Origin of the sequence: Cylindrospermum sp. FACHB-282, assembly GCF_014697195.1 — a bacterium.
GTDB lineage: Bacteria > Cyanobacteriota > Cyanobacteriia > Cyanobacteriales > Nostocaceae > Cylindrospermum.
On sequence record NZ_JACJRJ010000040.1, the window covers coordinates 39,163 to 58,597 of the forward strand.

A 19,435-nucleotide genomic window follows, 5' to 3' on the forward strand; every position below is an offset into this window, starting at 1 on the left:
CTGCTGCTAACAGTTTACAAATGTTTATGAACAAATTTAACCAATTTCCACTCTAATTGTTTGCCAACTTGTCGGGCTTTTCTGGAGGATTTATAGTTTAAGCCATGACTTTCCATTCTGTCAGGGATATGACGGGGGGCGGAGGAATCGCCAAATACCTGATAGTAGGATTTATAATTTAAACCTTCTACCATATTACTTATTAACAATAAAATCTAGGCTTCGCTGCCATTGCCAATATTTCATTTTGTTAACTCTTCCTCACAAATCTAGCTATTGCTAGATGCTAAGTTCTGCCAAAAGCTCTAATCTGACGACTGTTGCAACGAGAACTAGATCCAGTGGATACCATATTAAAGCGATCGCATGAACTCAAACAAGCCTTAGTCGATTTTGTCTTGGAAGCAGAAGGTGAAGGAGCACAAGCACTAGAAACCTATGCAGCAAAACAGTTTCGCCGTAATTCTGGGGACAGCACACAGCAAAATTTAATCATTGACAGCTTTATTACCGAAGGAAAAATCGCTGACTCTTCACCCCTAGAGTTGTTTATTCACAGCCATCCAGAGTTATCCCAGAGCGATCGCCATCTGATCAACAGCTGGCATCATAGTTTTATCGGCTTATTTGCGATCGTTAATCCCCTAGCCGATGGCTTTGAGTTGATGAACTGGCTAACAGACAAACACTATATTGTCAAGCCAAACAATCCCCAAACACTACAAGAATTATCCCGGCTAAAAGCTGGAGAAATCCTCTTAACCCGCATTTCTCCCCTCACAGAAAACTATTGGATATTTTCCGGCCCCTACACACAGATGGGTAAATTGGGGAAACCAAAACTGGCGGTAGCAATTGGCAACTTCAAAGAAAACTATAAAAACCATCTTTACAGTGATGCACCAGACTTGCTAGAATTAGCTTGGCAATCTGTAATCTACTATCATCAGCAATTTGTCGAATTTTTTGGTAGCGACGAAATCACACTACCTGGATATCAACTAAATAAAAAAATCGGCGAATTTCAACAAATAATAACTGAGCAAAATTTAGCAGCAGCCGGAATTGATCCTTCTAAATCCCTAGCCGAAATCGCCGCAGAAGCAGGAGTGGGAGAAGAAGAAATCACAGCCGCAGCCAAAGAGCTTGGTGCTGATTCTAAGACAGTTTCTCAGGTATTTGCCAGCAGCAAGAATAAAATGGTAATGCCAAAAGTTGACTTACCCCCAGAACTCAAGAAAGCGGAACAACTAACAGCCCTTTCTCATCCTCGCTGGGGACAAATGTTTTTACCAACATACAGTAAATTACAAACCATTTTATCAGCCCAAGACGGTGAAAGCGTTGAAGGCAGGGAAAAACTGATTCGCTATTACCTCGAAGACAAAAGTATTAATGCTTTCATCTGGCATCGTTTAGCCGAAAAATACCCAACGCAGCTGGAAAAAGTCTTACAAACTTTTCTCCAACGTCCAGATTTTCGCCTTGCCGAAGAATTAGACGCACTACTACAAGAATATCATAAACCCATTGAACCAGAGTTACCAGAAATTGCCAGTGTCCCGGAACATCTGCACAATTTATTTCAAGAAGCTATCGCCGAGGTTAACAAATCTCAGTCTAAAGCTAAGGCACAGAAAAAGCCAGCCAAGGGTTTTCGCTAAATCCAACCTAAACCCTTAACCGTTCAGGGCGTTTTGGGCGGGCGAGACGCCCACCCCACAAAAGCTAGTAGGGTGCGTTCCTAACGCACCGTCTCCGAGATATTGCTGCATTAACTTTTCCCTATCCCCTAATTCAAAATTCTGCTTTTCCATCCCCGTTAGGGGAATTTGGTTTGTAAAGTCTCATCTCATTATGCGGACGCGATGACAGTTGTCTGCGTGTTTCCATCCCCGTTAGGGGAAGTTGGTTTGTAAAGCACAGCTACGGGCAACGGCAAAGTCACTGTGGAAGGGTTTCCATCCCCGTTAGGGGAAGTTGGTTTGTAAAGTCCTCATTCAACAGGCTACAGAAAGTTGGATGATGAAAGGTTTTCATCCCCGTTAGGGGAAGTTGGTTTGTAAAGAGTTCACCTTTGGAAGGCTTACTAGGAGCGGGTTTCAGACCCCTAAATCGACGCATGTTTTAAAAATAGGAAAACATTTTCAAAAATCTGCCAATTGTGCAGCCTGAAAGCCTTACTACACAAGGCATCGACGCATCTCAACGGAATTATGCGGTTTTCAAGGTTCGGAGGAGATGCGTCGATTGAATTCGATACACTGTATAAAAGCTTATAAGGTATTACTATTTTTGTCAATTTGATTTACTGAAGTTTTCCTTTATTTAAACCAAATTTATCGTAGGGAAACAGCAGTGCTGTGTCCCTAGTATTTAGCAGCGGAAAGTAGCATTTATCCTGCAATATGGGATCGGGTAATATGGAGCGTATAATAAAAAACAGTACTTACTATAACTAGATGTAGGCAATTTAACTAGGGTATGTCTTCCACAATCGACAATCAAAAAAGAATCTATGCGTGAAATTAAGCCTTGGACTACTAGCTTAGTAGTCGTAATATCTATTATTGCCACTGCAATAGGCGTTTATAATTTTGAGTGGTTCTTAAATAGTACCTGTTTAATAGATACTATGCCCAGCAAAAGTAAACACTGCAAGTAGTTGCACCATTTAAATAGGCTTACCTATTGACAAAAAATGGTAAATATGATTTTTGGTTTTATTGAAAATACTAGAGATGGTGCGTTAGGGAACGCACCCTACTTTTGTGTGTTCCCGGAATTGTTTATTGAGGTGGTTGGGTGGAGACTGTTAAGACTTGGGGGGGTGAGGCGTCTGGGGGATAGAGAAAATCTACTTCGACTAAAGAGCGATCGCCTGCTTTCATATTTAATAGTACCAAGGGTTCCCCAGGCTGACCCCTTTTTTGGACTAAATGCACAAACTTGGTTTGCTTTTTTCCTTGTTCGTCTTGATAACGCAGTCGCACGGAACCCCGGAAAAAGACTTGACGGGCTGGTGTGGTAAAAAAGCGTAGTCCTGATTTCGTTAACTGATCTTCCTTCAGTGGTGTTTGCACAGATATACTGACAGTCTGGGGACTTTGAGTATTATTCAATAACGGCAACTTGAGACTATATTGAATTCCATAGTTACCGTGAGCACGATAAGCTGTGTCAGGATAACGCACCAACATCGATGCACTTTGAATTTGTCCAGTCCCAAATGTGCCGCCATGCAGTGTGTTTAAGGCGTAGGAAAAAGCTTGGCCTGGTTGGGGAATTGTCAAAAACTTAGCTTTGGGACTATCCACCAAAAATGCTCGCCACTGAGAACCACCAGCTACTCCGGCTACACGCCCATAAATTCTTGGTTTACCTGTTTCTGCTAGGGGTGTGGGTACTTTATCTCGTGGAGTAGATAGGTCACCATTATCTAGTAAATTTTGCCATTCTTCCAGATTAGGGGCGCGTTCACTACCATCGGCATTGGTGGGAGCAAACATCGCTAAACTAGCTGCATAGACGATGCCATTACTCCGCAGTCGGATTAAAGTAGAACGGCCATTGAGAGGTGGTGTTAGTCCTTGTACGGGAATTGGCAGATTTAGTAACATCTGACTTTGTCCCGGTGGAATGACTATTTGGGATGGGAAAATATTTTGTCGCCTTCCTCTGAGTACATCTAGCATAGCGCGATCGCCTGGGCCAGAAAAAACTGCACCTAAACCATTTTCGCTAAATGAAGGTAACTGAATAAAAGGCGCATCTGGTTGACTTAAATAACTCGCCCCTTGCAAGATATTCACCTTTACAGGTTGAGAACCAGGGTTATGGAGAATTATCCCCAAATATAGAGATTTTAAATTATCTGCTGGTTCAGCCTTAGCGATGTGGTGGGCAAAAATATCAAATCTTCCCCGAAAGGGAAAATTTAAATGCGCCGTGGGTACTTTTTTACCATTTGCGGGAAAGGTAGAAAGTAAAATTCCTTCTTGCAATACCAATTCTGGGCTATTGCTGTTAAATACTGGGACTGTATCTAGCTGGCCTGTTAAAGGGCGTACTTGTTGTGGTTGTACCACTTCTTCTGGCGGTGGTGGCGTCACTGGAGGCGATTGAGCGATGATCAAATTTAGCAAAAACGGCAACATAATACTTAGATATTTTCCTTAAACAGACGCCCACAAATTTATAAAAGTGCCAGTTTATTAAGAATTAAAACGAAATTGGTGAGAATGCCGCTTAAATTTTCTTCGTTCAATACTGGAACATGAACAAAGACGCAACTAACGGGGAGTTGAGATTGGCGTAGATAGTCCAACACCGAATAATAAAGTCCGTTGCAGACAAACTTACCACAGTCATAGCTAATCTCAACTGCTGTCGTCTCTGCTACTAACTGCTGTAAATCAATGGTTGTTTGCAAAATACTTTCCCCAGAATCTAGAAGGTAGATGTCTGTAGATTCTACAGGTAAGATGTTTGTATTACGAGCCACTACTTCGATGTTCAATTGGCTGCGGCTGGCAGCCATGCCACAACAGATGATGTAATCAGGTTGGAGTTCATTGATTTTGGCAATGACGAGAGAACTGGCAAGTTGCACATCTACGGGTAGCAGGCGCAAAAAAGTTAAATCATGAGGAACCGAGGCCAGTTTGGCTAGTTCTAGTAATAAATCATCAGAAGAATTTGACTGTTGCTCCGCTAGCCAAGTGTCAAAAGAAGTTAATAGTATTGTTTTCTGCATAATAAATATTATTTACTATTAGAATAAGAAAAAGCCCTCCATAATAATTTTACAGGGAGTAGGTAAATGCCAGTTATTGCGGTCGTAGACTACGATATGGGGAACTTGCACTCAGTCTGCAAAGGCTTGGAGAAAGCTGGAGCAACTCCTAAAGTTACTTATTCTCCTAAGGAATTGGCAGAAGCAGATGCCATAGTCTTGCCTGGAGTGGGATCATTTGATCCAGCAATGCAAAACCTGCGATCGCGTGGTTTGGAAGAACCTATTAAAGAGGTGATCGCATCTGGTAAACCTTTCTTGGGCATTTGTCTGGGACTGCAAATTCTCTTTGAATCAAGTGCAGAAGGTACTCAACCAGGACTAGGAATTGTGCGCGGAAAAGTGCGCCGGTTTGCTTCAGAAGCTTGCATCGCTATTCCCCACATGGGTTGGAATCAACTGGAAGTCACTCAGCCAAAAAGTACTTTATGGGAGCATTTACCCTCGGAACCTTGGGTCTATTTTGTCCATTCTTACTATGTTGATCCAACTGAACCACAAATCCGCGCGGCAACTGTTACTCATGGGAATCAAACTGTCACAGCGGCCATCGCTCGTGATAACTTGATGGCAGTTCAATTTCACCCAGAAAAATCCTCGAATATCGGATTGCAAATCCTGTCTAATTTCGTTGCTCAAGTCCGTGAAAAAGTCCCGGCTTAAGGTTATGTTGTCAATTGTCAGTTGTCGGTTGTCGGTTGTCGGTTGCTAACTCTTTTCCCATGACTAATGACTAATGACTAATGACCTGTTTGACTAATAACCAATGACTAATGACCAATGACCAATGACTAATGACTCTAAGAATTTACGGGAATCGCCAGCTAAAAACTTTACCAGGGAAAGAAACTAGACCTACCAGTGGGCGGGTACGGGAGGCAGTCTTTAATATTTGGCAGGGAACTATTGATCGGTGTCGATGGTTGGATTTGTGTGCGGGTAGTGGTTCAATGGGTGCTGAGGCTTTGTGTAGAGGTGCCAGCTTAGTAGTGGGAATTGAACAATCGAGCCGAGCCTGTGCCATTATTCAGCAAAATTGGCAGCAGGTAGCTGGTACTGAGCAAAAATTTCAGGTACTGCGGGGAGATGTGATCCAGCAGTTAAAAAATTTATCAGGTAGGCAATTTGACAGAATTTACCTTGATCCACCTTATGCCAGTGGTGTGTATGAGCCAGTTTTAGAAGCGATCGCTCAAGTTCAGCTTTTAGAGCCTAGAGGTGAAATAGCAGTTGAACACTCCCCTCAAGGATGGACACCGCCAGAAATACCTACTTGGGAGATTTGCCGTCAGAAAGTTTATGGCAACACAGCCCTAACTTTCTACACAACTGTGGAATCGGGAGAAATGGATTGATGGGGAAGGCAAGAGGCAAGAGGCAAGAGGGAGGAGGTAAGAGGGAGGAGGAAGAATTGATATCTTCCCCAACTCCCCACTCAGAACTCAGCACTTAGGACTAAATTCAACCGCCCAACTCGTTGGGGCGCTTATATTGCTTATAGGCAGCGTAAAAAAGTCCGCTGAGGGTGACGACGATTAGACCAAGGACGATGCCTGATAGCAGGGGTTCAACCACTGTAAAGCTCCTTTGTGTAATTATTCAATATTTGTTTCCTGTTTTTGATTTTACCAAATCTGGCGTGAATCCCTCGCCATATCTAGTTTTTAGATAGCGATCGCACAAAGAAAAATTATCTTCTGTGCTTGCAGATGCGATCGCTAACTTTTAAGCTATGTGTAGGAAATAAAATATTTTTTGCACACTTAGTCTGTAACAGCACACCTCTTGGATAACCAGATTATCAAACCTGAAACTCTGATTCAGCGGATCGCTTTATTGGCTCTAGCGATACTGCTAGCAGTCTCTTTCGGCCTTTTTGGTGTTCAGATAGTTCGAGCCTCCGATCCATACATCAAGAGTGTTCTATCGCGGACAGGAGACCCAGTGCAAGGACACGCGATCTTTCAAATCAACTGTGCTGGGTGTCATGGCTTAGAAGCCGCTGGGCTAGTAGGGCCTAGTTTGCAAGGCGTCTCTAAGCACAAATCTCAGTATGGACTGATTCACCAAGTTATTAGTGGTGAAACCCCACCCATGCCAAAATTCCAACCGAGCTCCCAAGAAATGGCAGACCTTTTGAGTTATTTGGAAAGTCTTTGATATGTGATTTTAAATCAACCATCAGACTAAAAAGGTTGCTAACCGATAGCAACTGCTTGGTGTATGCTGTGTGCGACATTATGGCGATCGCACTGAATTTACCACTTCCCTAGGTTATTCTTGTCGTTTTAATTCGGTAATTGCTTTCTGTTTTTCCTTATTAATAATATGCAATTTATTTTGCATGATTACTTAATACTTGTGCTGTCTAGTAAGCATGAATAATATTTTTTGTCAATGAGTAACTCCTATTTAAGAGTTTATACTTAGGCAACAATGATTATCGTTGCTGTTTAGTGATTTTATTAGAAATCCGCGGAGGCTTTCTTAGATATGGCTGCTGTATAAAATATCTATCTTTAGACATACTTTGTTCACAATTGCTTGTTACACAGTACATTTCCCATGGTGGATTGACTTAAATGGATTTACATATGTTATGATTTGTGTAGTTATAACGTTGTGTTTTGTATTGGCTTCTAAGTTACTAACCAATAAATAATTTGCTGGTTTAAGCTAAAATAGCCTAATTTGGAACTAAAAAGCCAATTAAAGCAAATTTGAAAATTTTTTAACACACAACTGTTCCTTAATAAAGTTAAACTTTTGTAACGAGTAACTCAGGATTTAAACATATCTGAGTTTTCAGAAATTACTGAGGTATGCTTTTTGCTGGGCATAAATTTAACTAAATTAAAGACCTTGTACTGATATTGTGACTGAATAGAGTAGAGTGTAGTGATTCATGTTCTTTTTTAGCCATTTCATTTTATGGTTTGAAACTAATGCTAAAAAACAGCGCTCTGAGCATTAATCATGGCTGTAATCTCAAATGTCAGCCTGGAGATAGAAAATATGAGTAGTTTACTAAGATAAGAGTTTTGCAAATCGGAAACTTGCTAGAGACAAACATAGGAGAGTTAATCAAAATTTAGGTAAACAAACTAAAAGTTCACGGTCATTTTGAGCCAAATAGAATGTAGCGAGTTTAACGATATAAGGTTTGATAGTAATGCTAAAAAACAGCGACATAAGGGTTAATCAGGGTTCTAATCTCAAATTAAAGCTTGGAGATAAACGATATGAACATTTATCCAGGACAGAAGTTTTAAGAAATCGAACAATCGGAAAGCCACTAAGGTTAAACATAGTGGAATAAAGCTGAATCAAGATAAATTTTCCCTCATTTAAGTCAAAAATCCCGAAAGAAGGAGTGTAAGTGTTATGGCAAGATATTACTAGTGGGACTATTTGACTAGTTTAGAGTTTATCATGAATGGGAGGTTAACCCACCTACATAATGTGTTCAAATGAATGATGTTGTTTAATAATATTGCCAGTCAGTCAGAAAAGTAAGCTTTTTTATTGAAAGCTCTTTTTATAGTGCTTTTAATCTCAAACGATAAAGAGCATTACTTCTTGGTGGCATATATTAGGATCAATCGCAGTTATTACCGAAATCTCACAATTTTTTTAATGGCAATAAGGTCAACAGACATGAATAAAGTTCAAGCATCCTTTGAAGCTACAGAAACTGCATTTCACGTGCAAGGTTACGAAAAAATCGATTTTAGTCTTGTCTATGTGAACGGTGTATTTGATATTAAAAACCGAGAAATCGCAGATAGTTATGCGAAATTTGGTCGCTGTCTGACAGTAATTGATGCTAATGTCTATGAACTTTATCGGGAGCAGATAAAGTCATATTTTAGGCACTATGACATTGAACTCACAGTATTTCCCATTATCATTACTGAGCCAGATAAAAGCCTTGCAAGTTTTGAAAAAATTGTTGATGCTTTTTCAGACTTTGGCTTAGTTCGTAAGGAACCAGTCTTAGTCGTCGGTGGTGGTCTAATTACTGATGTGGCTGGGTTTGCTTGCGCTGCTTACCGTCGCAAGAGTAACTACATTCGCATTCCTACCACGTTGATTGGTTTAATCGATGCAGGTGTAGCGATTAAGGTAGCAGTTAATCATCGCAAGTTGAAAAATCGTTTGGGAGCATATCATGCACCTTTGAAAGTGATCCTAGATTTTTCATTTTTGAAAACCTTGCCAACAGCTCAAGTTCGTAATGGTATGGCAGAGTTAGTGAAAATTGCTGTGGTTGCTAACTCTGAAGTGTTTAAACTGCTATACGAATATGGCGAAGAACTGCTTGCAACTCACTTTGGGAACGTGAATGGTACACCGGAACTTAAAGATATTGCCCATAAAGTCAACTATGAGGCAATCAAAACCATGCTGGAGTTAGAGACTCCTAACTTGCATGAAATAGACCTTGATCGCGTCATTGCCTATGGTCACACTTGGAGTCCTACCCTAGAATTAGCACCTCACATACCCCTTTATCATGGTCACGCGGTCAATATAGATATGGCTTTGTCTGCAACCATTGCAGCACAACGGGGCTATATTCCAACTGGAGAGCGCGATCGCATCCTAGACTTGATGAGTCGTATAGGTTTATCACTCGATCATCCTCTACTAGATGGAGATTTACTGGCTGTTGCTACTCAGTCTATTAGCCTGACACGAGATGGCAAACAACGGGCAGCCATGCCTTGTCCTATTGGTGAGTGCTTCTTTGTCAATGATCTGACTCGTGAAGAACTTGATGCTGCCTTAGCTGAACACAAACGTCTTTGTGCTAAATACCCTCGTGGTGGAGAAGGCGTTGACGCATACATTGAAACTCAAGAAGCCCAGCTATTGGGAGTATAAAGATATGACGAGTGTTGTAGAACTCCAAACAGCTAGACCGATAACACCACACAGCATCTTAGTAGCCCAGCTACAGCAAACCCTCAAATTAGCACAAGAGAACAACATTCCCGTAGAGATATTAGATTCTCTGCGGCAGGGAGTTCAATTAGCGGTGGGTTTAGATCCTTACTTGGATGATTACACCACCCCGGAATCAAGCGCATTAACAGCATTGGCGCAAAAAACTAGCATTGAAGACTGGAGCAAACGCTTCAGTGATGGTGAAACAGTGCGTCAACTAGAGCAGGAGATGCTCTCAGGACATCTTGAAGGACAGACATTGAAAATGTTTGTTCATATCACCAAGGCCAAGCGCGTTCTAGAAGTAGGAATGTTCACAGGGTATTCAGCCTTGGCAATGGCAGAAGCATTACCAAGGGATGGGCAACTCATAGGTTGCGAAGTAGATCCTTATGTTGCCCAATTTGCTCTTCGTTGCTTTAGTGAGTCTCCCCACGGCCAGAAAATCGTCGTAGAAGTAGCACCTGCCCTAGAGACACTCCACAAGCTGGCTGCGAGAAAAGAAGTATTTGATCTGATCTTCATCGATGCAGATAAAAAAGAGTATGTAGAGTACTTCGAGATCATCTTGGATAGTAACTTACTGACTCCCGACGGGTTAATCTGTGTAGATAACACTTTGTTGCAGGGACAAGTTTACCTACCACCAGAACAACGCACCGCCAATGGTGAAGCGATCGCTCAGTTCAACCGTGTTGTCGCCGCCGATCCTCGTGTAGAGCAAGTTCTGCTACCCATACGAGATGGTGTTACCCTGATTAGACGCGTGGTGTAATCAAGGAATAAAGGAGATGAGGAGAGAAATCTGAGGGATGAAGAAGATAAGAAGGAATAATTTTTCCCTTGCTTCCTCATCTCTAGAATTGCTCCCTCATCTCCCCTGCCTCCCCTGCTCCCCCTACTTTCAAAGACTTATGACACAATCAATCCCTTTATCTCTGCCGAAATCTACAACGCCCTCAACGGGTGTCAGAGTAAAGGTAATGGCTCTATTCAAAACTCTCGGTACTCTGACATTATTACTAATAGCCTTGCCGTTCAATGCTTTGATAGTATTGATATCTTTGCTGTGGGGCATTGTGCAATCGCCTTTTACGAAAAAAGCTGTCGTAGCTGCTCATCCTCAGACCATCTTGGTGAGTGGAGCCAAGATGACCAAAGCATTGCAACTTGTTCGTTGCTTCCATGGAGCAGGACACAGAGTTATTCTGATTGAAGGGCACAAATACTGGTTGTCTGGGCATAGATTTTCAAAGGCTGTCAGTCGTTTTTATACAGTTCCAGCACCGCAAGAAGAGCCAGAAGCCTATATCCAGGCGCTAGTAGAAATCGTTAAAAAGGAAAAGGTTGACGTTTATATACCTGTATGCAGTCCTGTAGCTAGTTACTACGACTCTTTAGCAAAGCCTGCATTATCAGAATACTGCGAAGTTTTTCACTTCGATGCCGATATAACCAAGATGCTAGATGATAAATTTGCCTTCACTGATAAAGCGCGATCGCTTGGTTTATCTGTCCCCAAGTCTTTTAAAATCACAGACCCTCAACAAGTTATCAACTTCGATTTTAGTCAAGAAAGCCGCAAATATATTCTTAAAAGTATTGATTACGACTCCGTTCGCCGCTTAAATTTAACCAAACTTCCCTGCGACACCCCAGAAGAGACAGCAGCCTTTGTCAACAGTTTACCCATCAGTCCAGAAAAACCTTGGATTATGCAAGAGTTTATTCCTGGTAAAGAGTTATGCACACATAGTACAGTGCGGGACGGGGAATTAAGATTGCATTGCTGTTCCAACTCTTCTGCCTTTCAAATCAACTATGAAAACGTCGAAAATCCCCAAATCCGTGCATGGGTGCAACACTTTGTCAAGAGTTTGGCACTGACTGGGCAAGTTTCTTTCGACTTTATCCAAGCTGAAGACGGTACAGTTTACGCCATTGAATGCAATCCCCGTATCCATTCGGCAATCACAATGTTCTACAATCATCCTGGTGTTGCAGACGCCTATCTTGGTAAAACTCCCCTAGCCGAACCTTTAGAACCCCTAGCTAGTAGCAAGCCCACCTACTGGATATATCACGAAATCTGGCGGCTAACTGGTATTCGTTCCTGGAAACAACTACAAACATCGGTTAAGACCATAGTGCGAGGCACCGATGCCATTTACCGCTTTGATGATCCTGTACCATTTTTGACTTTGTATCACTGGCAGATTCCCTTACTTTTACTAAAAAATCTGCAACAACTCAAAGGATGGGTAAAAATAGACTTCAACATTGGTAAACTGGTGGAATTAGGTGGCGATTAAAAGACTATTTTCATCTTTCTGTCTTTGTGCCTTAGTGGTTAAATACAAAGGCAAAAATAAAAAAATATACATACTTAAGAAATAAAATCATGCCAGTACTTCGTATCCTTCATTTAGTTGGGTCTGCACACAATGATTTTTACTGTGATTTGTCACGCCTTTACGCCCAAGACTCTCTAGCCGCAACGGCAGAGCAATCGCGCTATGACTTTCAGATTGCATACATCACACCTGATCGCCAGTGGAGATTTCCTCACGGACTCAGTCGAGAAGATATTGCTCTGACCAAACCGATGCCTCTGTTTGATGCCATAGAGTTTATAACAGCACAAAACATTGACCTTGTGTTACCACAAATGTTTTGTATTCCGGGAATGACTCACTACCGCGCCCTATTCGACCTGCTCAAAATCCCTTACATAGGCAATACTCCGGATATCATGGCAATAACGGCCCACAAAGCCAGAGCCAAAGCAATTGTCGAAGCAGCAGGGGTGAAAGTGCCTCGTGGCGAACTGCTCCGCCAAGGAGAGGTTCCGACAATTACACCTCCAGCAGTCGTCAAACCTGTAAGTTCCGACAACTCTCTAGGGGTGTCCTTAGTCAAAGAGGCTAGTGATTATGACGCGGCTCTGAAGCAAGCATTTGAACATGCTTCGGAGGTCATTGTAGAAGAATTCATCGAACTTGGTCGAGAAGTCAGATGCGGCATCATTGTCAAAGATGGGCAACTAGTGGGTTTACCCCTTGAAGAATATCTGGTAGACCCCCACGAGAAACCCATCCGCAACTATGCTGATAAACTCAAACAAACGGACGATGGCAACTTGGATTGTGCCGCTAAAGATAATATCAAAGCTTGGATGGTAGATCCTAACGACCCGATCACCGAAAAGGTTCAGCAAGTGGCTTATAAGTGCCATCAGGCTTTGGGTTGCCGCCACTACAGTTTATTTGACTTCCGCATCGATCCAAAGGGACAACCTTGGTTTTTAGAAGCCGGGTTGTATTGTTCTTTTGCCCCCAAAAGTGTGATTTCCTGTATGGCGAAAGCAGCGGGAATTTCTCTAAATGAGTTATTAATGACGGTTATCAATGAAACATTAGGCAATATTGACACTCCCCGCGCTAAAGCGACGGGGATTCTACATTCATAGACTCGCCGTTAGACAACAGGCTTGCGCCAATCGCCCAAGAGGGCAAATCTCCTGTAGCGTAAATGACCGTATCCCTACCGTACTCAGTCCTAGTTTCAAGCTGTTTCTCAGGGGTTTTCAGCATTTTCCTTATAAAAAGGCGTTGCAGAATTGATGCAATGTACTGAATATCAGTGTATCTCAAATGCAATCTGCTGTATCCCTCTTCTGTCACTTTCCCCAGATGAAAAGATGTAACCCTTACCACACAAGAGCTTTAGTCCAAAGTAATGATGTAATCCTGTACTAAGTAACCTACTTGTCAATTTGGTGGTCTGCCAGAAACTCGATGAGCAGTTTGTTGACTTCAACTGGGCGTTCTTGCTGAACCCAGTGACCAGCCCCCGGTAGCAATACCTTCTGCCTCAAGTTGGGGACGTTCTGCTCTAAAGTGTCGAACGCTTCACGGTACATCGTGATTACCGCATCCGCTTCTCCTGCCACAAACAGCGTCGGCTGGCGAATCTTTGCCCCACTGAGGAACGGGTTTAGTTCCCAGATTCTGTCCATATTTCGATACCAGTTCAACCCTCCCCGGAAACCAGTCCGCTCAAACTCAGAGGTAAAAAAGTCGATATCCTGCTCTGTTAACCAGGTGGGAAGCTTATCTGGTACAGAACAGGTATCCAGTAACTTCTCCGACTTGCTGAACAGGAAGCGCCAACGCTTTGAAGGTGGTGGATCTCCTGAAGCAGAGTAAAGGAATGCACGTATACTTGTGCGGACATCTGACTCTAGTTCTGCTTCCGCTTTGCCCGGTTCTTGGAAGTACAGCTGATAGAACTCCTGCTCGCCTGCCATCAGCTTCATCGCTTCTGTCGGTCGTATGTCATCCCAGGTGCGGGGTAGATAGGGCACACTGAGCAAGGTAAGAGCACGGAACATATCTGGACGGAGCAGGGCGCAATACCATGCCACGAGTGCACCCCAATCGTGCCCGACGATAAATGCTTGTTCTTCGCCTAAAGCATTAACCAGACCAACGATATCGCCCACCAACTGAAAAACATGGTAAGCCTCAATTGCTTCTGGTCGGTCGGTCTGTCCGTAGCCGCGTTGGTCGGGTGCCACTGCATGAAATCCCGCCTCAGCTAATGCAGATAACTGATGTCGCCAAGAGTACCAACTTTCTGGAAAGCCGTGACATAAGATGACCAGTTTACCTTGCCCCTGTTCGGCAATGTGCATCTTGATGCTGTTGGTTTCGATAAAACGGTGAGTTACCGAAGTCATATTTCCTCAATTCGTTTTTTAGGGTAGATGCAGCTTTAGAATTCTAGATTGAACCCTAGAACAAGAAATAACCAAAGCCAACAATTTACAGGATGAGGACAAGTTTCTAAATATCCTTAGACCTGATAAATTCTAACTAGGACTTACGCAAAAACTCTCTCAAACTTTTCTTCCTTTGCGCTCTACAGCCCTTTGGGCATCGCTGCGCGCGGGCGTTATTTGCGGTTTGTTTCTTCAAGATTTGGCCGAAGTCCTGTTAACTAAATTGCTGGGCGTAAAATCTGGCATAGCGGCGCTCAAGGGCTAATAATTCCTCATGAGTTCCTGATTCCACAATTTGCCCTTGTTCTAAAACCAAAATCCGATCGCACTTTCTCACCGTCGATAACCGATGGGCTATAATTAACACAGTGCGGTTTTGCATCAATCTTTCCAAAGCTTCCTGCACCAAAGCCTCCGACTCAGAATCTAACGCAGATGTGGCTTCATCCAAAATCAATATCTGCGGGTTGAGTAACACAGCACGAGCGATCGCAATTCTTTGGCGTTGTCCACCAGATAAATTCACCCCACGCTCACCCACCCAGGTATGATAACCTTCTGGTAGCTGCATAATAAATTGATGGGCATTAGCAATTTTTGCCGCTTCCTTAACCGCTGATAGATCAAAATCATCTTGTCCAAAAGCGATATTTTGGGCAATCGTCCCCGAAAACATAATAGTTTCTTGGGGAACTATGCCAATTTGACGCCGCAAACTATACAAAGTGACATCCCGAATATTAACGCCATCAATGAAGATTTCCCCAACTTCAGGATCATAAAAACGGGGTAAAAGATTGACAAAGGTAGTTTTACCAGCACCAGAAGCCCCCACAAGTGCGATCGCTTCCCCAGGCATGACCAATAAGCTGATATCTTGAATTACAGGCTCACCGGGTTTGTAGGCAAAGCTGACCTGGCGATATTCTACCTTACCGCTGACTGGGGGAAGTGCGATCGCATTTTGTTTTTCTGCCACTGTCGGTTGAATTGCCATCAACTCAAAAACACGATCAACCGATGCTTCACCCTGCTTAAACTCGTTGTAGTTGTTAGTAGTGTGGCCAATCGGATCAATTAACAACGCCGCCGCCGTCAGGTAGCTGAAAAACTGCGCCACTGTCAAATTACCTTGAGAAATTTGCCAGGTTCCCACCATCAGCAACGATAATGCACTCAAAGCCTCCAAAAATCCCACTATGGGAATTTGAATCGCCTTGAGTCGTTCCGCCGAGTATTTCGCATTGAGACTGCGTTCTGCTTCTCTTCCAAACCTGGCGATTTCGTAATTTTCCGCAGCAAAAGCTTGTACCAAACGGATACCATTGAAAACTTCCGTGAGGATAGCCGATAAATCCGACACCCGATTTTGACTGCGACGGGAATACTTTTGTAACCGTTCACCAAACCAGCCAATTAAAATCCCCATCAGCGGCGCCACAATCACCGTAGCTAAGGTGAGTTGCCAATTCAGGTAAACCATGTAGATGGGAATTGCCACCAACTGTAAAACGCAGGGGGTAAAATCGTGAAAGAGTTTATTTACTACTTCCCCCACACGGTCAACATCTTCCGTGAGGCGGTAAGATAGATCACCTGCTTTAGCGGTTTCAAAATAGCTAAGATTCAGCTTTTGCAGGTGCGCGTAGACCTGCTGACGGAGATTAAAGGCAATTCTTAAAGCAGCCCTCGCCATGTATAAATCTTGCACAGACTGAAAAAAGCCGCGCACCAGAAAGACCAAAGCACAAACTCCCGTCAATTGGGCGATCGCCACTACATTACCTTGTCCAAAGGGAATTGCCAATTTACCCGCAAGATTGATTAATGTTAAAGTCGCCAGCACGTACCCAAAAATGCCAACTAATCCCTTGATGATAGTTGTCCATTGGGGTCGTACATAAGGTAACAGTTGCCAATAATTAGAACGCGTTTTCAATCTATAACATCCACAAAAATATTTTCCTTTGTTTGACGTTATCAGCTTTTGCAGAGTTTCTGAAACGTTAAGTGCTGCTGATATCGGAGTTTGATTTTAATTCCCAACGCAACAGCCTAGGCAATTGCGACACATCTAAGGCATAGTTGACAATCCACACTACCAATTCCAAAATTAATAAATTTCTTACCCACAATAAATTAGTTTCTGAACCCAACAACGTCCAACCCTCATACAACTGCCAGAAGCGATAAGGCAGATATAAATAAGGCACCATTACCCAGACTACAGTGTGATACTGCCTTAGGGTCACAATCTCTGATAAGATTTGCAAACCTAACATCACAAAGTACCAGCCAAGGACAGTTAACACAGAAGTGTAGCCCCACCAGACGCCCCACAACAGCATTACCAGCAGTGGTAGCAGGAGTCCTAAGACTTGCACCGAACCCAACCAGATTTTAAACCACCCTGGTAACGCTTCAGGAAGGCTAAATGGTTTAGCGTCTCTCCAAGCCCAACCCAAAACTACAATCAAAGATGTAGCCAGGGCAAAAAACAAAAAGTTTTCTAGGAACAAGTAGAGGTTGGTGTTAAGGGACATGATCACCGTGCCTTGACGCTTTGGTTTGGAAGATTAATTTTGGCACTTTCTCCTAGTTCCAGAGTCCTGCCTAGGAGGTATGTAGGGAATTGCATCATTTTTTTGCTCTATTTTCTTGAATTAGATGAATAATCGATGGCAGTAAAGAAACAACTATAATTAAGCCTATAAAATGCATAAAATCTCTCATTGTCAAGAAGTAGCATCCAACATCTTAACGTTCAGCAATTTTTCTGAATGAAAAATAAGATTAATTTTAGGTAAAGTTCCGTTATCTGCGGTGAGTATTGGATTAAGGGCGCAAAATGCAAAAATATTGGAAAATACTAGGTCTCTTTTGGAGTGCGGCGATCGCATCTGAGTTAGAGTATCGGTTAAACTTTCTCTTAGCTACCCTCAGCAGCGTGGGAAATCTAGCGGGCAGCCTCTTTGGACTATTTCTGTTTTACCGCACAGGTTACACTTTTGCCGGCTGGTCATGGCCAGCAGCTTTAGTAGTCTTGGGGATATTTACCTTACTGCAAGGTTTTTCTGCCACTTTCCTCGCTCCCAATCTAAACCGCATCGTCCGCCATGTCCAGGAAGGCACTTTAGATTTTGTCCTCCTCAAACCCATCCGCAGTCAATTTTGGCTTTCCACCCATACCCTTTCACCTTGGGGACTGCCAGATTTAGTCTTTGGTAGCATCATCATTGGCTATGCCGGTAACAGCCTTGGCTTAAAAATCGGTGACTACTTATTAGGTATAATACCATTATTTTGTGGCTTAGTCATTCTCTACAGCCTGTGGTTTATGCTGGGGTCAACTAGCATTTGGTTCGTCAAAATCCAAAACGTTACCGAAGTTTTACGGGGTTTATTAGAAGCTGGAAGATATCCAATTGTGGCTTATCCTGCCGCTTACCGCTTTTTCTTCACCTTTGTCGTGCCAGTGGCTTTTTTAACCACTATTCCAGCAGAAGCGATGCTAGGTAGAGTTCAAATTACCTGGTTACTAGGTGCAGGATTGTTAGCTGTAATTCTGTTTTTCGTTTCCACTTGGTTTTGGCGGTTTGCGCTGCGGTTTTATACTAGCGCTTCGAGTTAGTTGTGCGGTAAAAACATTTATCAAAAAGCATTGTAGAGACTTTCCACAGAACGTTTCTACATTCTTTGATCCCAACTATGCTGCTTATTACAATCGGGGTCTTATCCGTTCTTCAAGTGATAATCAGTTAGCAATTAAGAATTTTAAGAAAGCAGCAGACCTTGATCAAAAAGAGGGAAATACAAAATATTCCCAAGATGCATTATAGCGATTAAGAGTTACGTGAGGTACAGATAATATTTTGAAACGCAAAGGGACGCAAAGTAAAGCGCAGAGGTACGCAGAGATTTGTACCTCAGCAGACTAGGAAACGCTATATAGCAGTCCTAAATCATTTGTGAACACAAAGATACCCGACTTCTTAGAGAAGTCGGGTATCTGACTCACTTTATGTTCACAAATCAAATAGGATTGCTATAGAAAAAATTAAAGAACTTCAGCAGTAGCTAGACTTGGAAATAAAATTTTATTCATAATGAGTCCACATACTCAAGACCTTCACTATTTGTTCTTCTTCCAGCACTTCATATACAAGCCGATGCTGGATGTTAATTCTTCGAGAATACGCCCCTTGTAAATCTCCTTTTAACTTTTCGTATGGAGGAGGATTTTCATAAGGATTCTGTTCTAAAATTGCCAGAAGCACTTCTACTTTCGGTTTGAGTCCAGCGGGAGAAATCTTTTTTGCATCTTTTTGCGCTTTTTTGGTAAAGCGTAATTCCCACACTACCAATCTAGCTCCTTTTTGGTAACACATTCCTCAACAGGGGTACGCATTCCTTCCAAGATATCCTCACGTAAGCCAGGTATTTGCAGTATGTGCAACGTTTCTTGAATCGCGTTCCAATCCTCAAGCGCAATCAGTACTGCTTGGTTTTGATTACCAGTTATTATTACTGGTGTGTGAGATTCTACACTTTCATTAATGACAGCATCAAGGTGCTGTTGTGCGTCGTTGACATTAATCACATCCATGTTGGAAACCTCTATTCAAAATAATGATTATTTTTTCACACAAATTTAATTATAAATTATCCTTAAGCCAATTTCTAAAATTCCGAATTCCTTGACTTCTACCAATGGTTAAACACTGCTGTACATACTCATTAACTAATTCAATAATTGGGATATTAGGAAAATTAGGACTAGATAAAGATTTTATATATAGGACTAATATTTGATTTTTGAAAAAGCTCCGTACATCTGAAGGGTGGGAAAATCAAAGGTAGTGTGTCGGATAAACCATTCAAACATCCATTTTAAATGAGAGAATGTT

The 19,435-nt window shown here is 42.4% G+C and carries 17 protein-coding genes and 2 pseudogenes; 9 read left to right on the forward strand and 10 right to left on the reverse strand.

Annotation, left to right across the window (positions count from 1 at the left end):
• Positions 1-341: 341 nt before the first annotated feature.
• Complete coding sequence (locus tag H6G32_RS19315) at positions 342-1,664, forward strand: hypothetical protein (RefSeq protein WP_190461150.1); 1,323 nt, start codon at positions 342-344, stop codon at positions 1,662-1,664.
• A 1,125-nt stretch (positions 1,665-2,789) separates the two neighbouring features.
• On the opposite strand, the gene H6G32_RS19320 is transcribed toward H6G32_RS19315, so the two are convergent.
• Both H6G32_RS19320 and H6G32_RS19325 read right to left on the reverse strand, forming a co-directional pair.
• Positions 2,790-4,157, reverse strand: coding sequence for a DUF3370 domain-containing protein (locus H6G32_RS19320; protein WP_190461152.1), 1,368 nt, complete (start codon positions 4,155-4,157; stop codon positions 2,790-2,792).
• Positions 4,158-4,195: 38 nt separating this feature from the next.
• Positions 4,196-4,756, reverse strand: a complete 561-nt coding sequence (locus H6G32_RS19325; RefSeq protein ID WP_190461154.1) for a pyroglutamyl-peptidase I family protein — start codon at positions 4,754-4,756, stop codon at positions 4,196-4,198.
• A 66-nt stretch (positions 4,757-4,822) separates the two neighbouring features.
• On the opposite strand from H6G32_RS19325, the gene hisH reads away from it, so the two are divergent.
• Both hisH and rsmD read left to right on the forward strand, forming a co-directional pair.
• Positions 4,823-5,458, forward strand: a complete 636-nt coding sequence (hisH, locus tag H6G32_RS19330) for an imidazole glycerol phosphate synthase subunit HisH (RefSeq protein WP_190461156.1) — start codon at positions 4,823-4,825, stop codon at positions 5,456-5,458.
• 131 nt (positions 5,459-5,589) lie between these two features.
• Positions 5,590-6,150 carry a 16S rRNA (guanine(966)-N(2))-methyltransferase RsmD gene (rsmD, locus tag H6G32_RS19335; protein ID WP_190461157.1) on the forward strand — a complete coding sequence of 187 codons (561 nt, stop codon included), beginning with the start codon at positions 5,590-5,592 and terminating at the stop codon, positions 6,148-6,150.
• A 106-nt stretch (positions 6,151-6,256) separates the two neighbouring features.
• Here rsmD and petG read toward each other — a convergent pair whose 3' ends face one another.
• Positions 6,257-6,370 carry a cytochrome b6-f complex subunit V gene (gene petG, locus H6G32_RS19340; protein WP_011320710.1) on the reverse strand — a complete coding sequence of 38 codons (114 nt, stop codon included), beginning with the start codon at positions 6,368-6,370 and terminating at the stop codon, positions 6,257-6,259.
• A gap of 210 nt (positions 6,371-6,580) precedes the next feature.
• Between petG and H6G32_RS19345 the strand changes: the two genes are divergently transcribed.
• The 5 genes from H6G32_RS19345 to H6G32_RS19365 all read left to right on the forward strand — a co-directional run bounded on the left by H6G32_RS19345 (position 6,581) and on the right by H6G32_RS19365 (position 13,214).
• Complete coding sequence (locus H6G32_RS19345) at positions 6,581-6,955, forward strand: c-type cytochrome (protein WP_190461159.1); 375 nt, start codon at positions 6,581-6,583, stop codon at positions 6,953-6,955.
• 1,497 nt (positions 6,956-8,452) lie between these two features.
• On the forward strand, positions 8,453-9,682 hold the full coding sequence (locus H6G32_RS19350) for a sedoheptulose 7-phosphate cyclase (RefSeq protein ID WP_190461161.1): 1,230 nt from the start codon (positions 8,453-8,455) through the stop codon (positions 9,680-9,682).
• A 4-nt stretch (positions 9,683-9,686) separates the two neighbouring features.
• A complete protein-coding gene (locus H6G32_RS19355) occupies positions 9,687-10,520 on the forward strand; it encodes an O-methyltransferase (RefSeq protein WP_190461163.1) in 834 nt (277 codons plus the stop codon).
• 139 nt (positions 10,521-10,659) lie between these two features.
• On the forward strand, positions 10,660-12,057 hold the full coding sequence (locus H6G32_RS19360) for an ATP-grasp domain-containing protein (protein WP_190461166.1): 1,398 nt from the start codon (positions 10,660-10,662) through the stop codon (positions 12,055-12,057).
• An 89-nt stretch (positions 12,058-12,146) separates the two neighbouring features.
• Positions 12,147-13,214 (forward strand): D-alanine--D-alanine ligase family protein, encoded by a 1,068-nt coding sequence (locus H6G32_RS19365; RefSeq protein WP_190461168.1) that lies wholly within the window; start codon positions 12,147-12,149, stop codon positions 13,212-13,214.
• Here H6G32_RS19365 and H6G32_RS26845 read toward each other — a convergent pair.
• The 4 genes and pseudogenes from H6G32_RS26845 to H6G32_RS19380 form a co-directional block, all read right to left on the reverse strand.
• Positions 13,186-13,319, reverse strand: a pseudogene (locus H6G32_RS26845) (RNA-guided endonuclease TnpB family protein); the annotation flags it as partial. The gene H6G32_RS19365 and the pseudogene H6G32_RS26845 sit on opposite strands and share 29 nt — an antisense overlap.
• A 189-nt stretch (positions 13,320-13,508) precedes the next feature.
• Positions 13,509-14,486 carry an alpha/beta fold hydrolase gene (locus tag H6G32_RS19370; RefSeq protein ID WP_190461169.1) on the reverse strand — a complete coding sequence of 326 codons (978 nt, stop codon included), beginning with the start codon at positions 14,484-14,486 and terminating at the stop codon, positions 13,509-13,511.
• 256 nt (positions 14,487-14,742) lie between these two features.
• Positions 14,743-16,467, reverse strand: coding sequence for an ABC transporter ATP-binding protein (locus H6G32_RS19375; protein WP_190461172.1), 1,725 nt, complete (start codon positions 16,465-16,467; stop codon positions 14,743-14,745).
• Positions 16,468-16,534: 67 nt separating this feature from the next.
• On the reverse strand, positions 16,535-17,071 hold the full coding sequence (locus H6G32_RS19380) for a hypothetical protein (protein ID WP_190461175.1): 537 nt from the start codon (positions 17,069-17,071) through the stop codon (positions 16,535-16,537).
• A 305-nt stretch (positions 17,072-17,376) separates the two neighbouring features.
• Here H6G32_RS19380 and H6G32_RS19385 point away from each other — a divergent pair, with 305 nt between their 5' ends.
• Entirely contained in the window at positions 17,377-18,159 is a 783-nt protein-coding gene (locus H6G32_RS19385) for an ABC transporter permease (protein WP_190461177.1), read from the forward strand.
• A gap of 466 nt (positions 18,160-18,625) precedes the next feature.
• Here H6G32_RS19385 and H6G32_RS19390 read toward each other — a convergent pair whose 3' ends face one another.
• From H6G32_RS19390 to H6G32_RS26850, 3 genes and pseudogenes are all read right to left on the reverse strand, one after another.
• Positions 18,626-18,916, reverse strand: a complete 291-nt coding sequence (locus tag H6G32_RS19390) for a Txe/YoeB family addiction module toxin (protein WP_190461178.1) — start codon at positions 18,914-18,916, stop codon at positions 18,626-18,628.
• Positions 18,886-19,134: a type II toxin-antitoxin system Phd/YefM family antitoxin gene (locus tag H6G32_RS19395; protein ID WP_190461181.1), complete on the reverse strand. Its 249-nt coding sequence runs from the start codon at positions 19,132-19,134 to the stop codon at positions 18,886-18,888. The genes H6G32_RS19390 and H6G32_RS19395 overlap by 31 nt, the downstream gene beginning before the upstream one ends.
• Positions 19,135-19,183: 49 nt before the next feature.
• Positions 19,184-19,324: pseudogene (locus H6G32_RS26850) on the reverse strand (Uma2 family endonuclease); the annotation flags it as partial.
• Positions 19,325-19,435 lie beyond the last annotated feature (111 nt).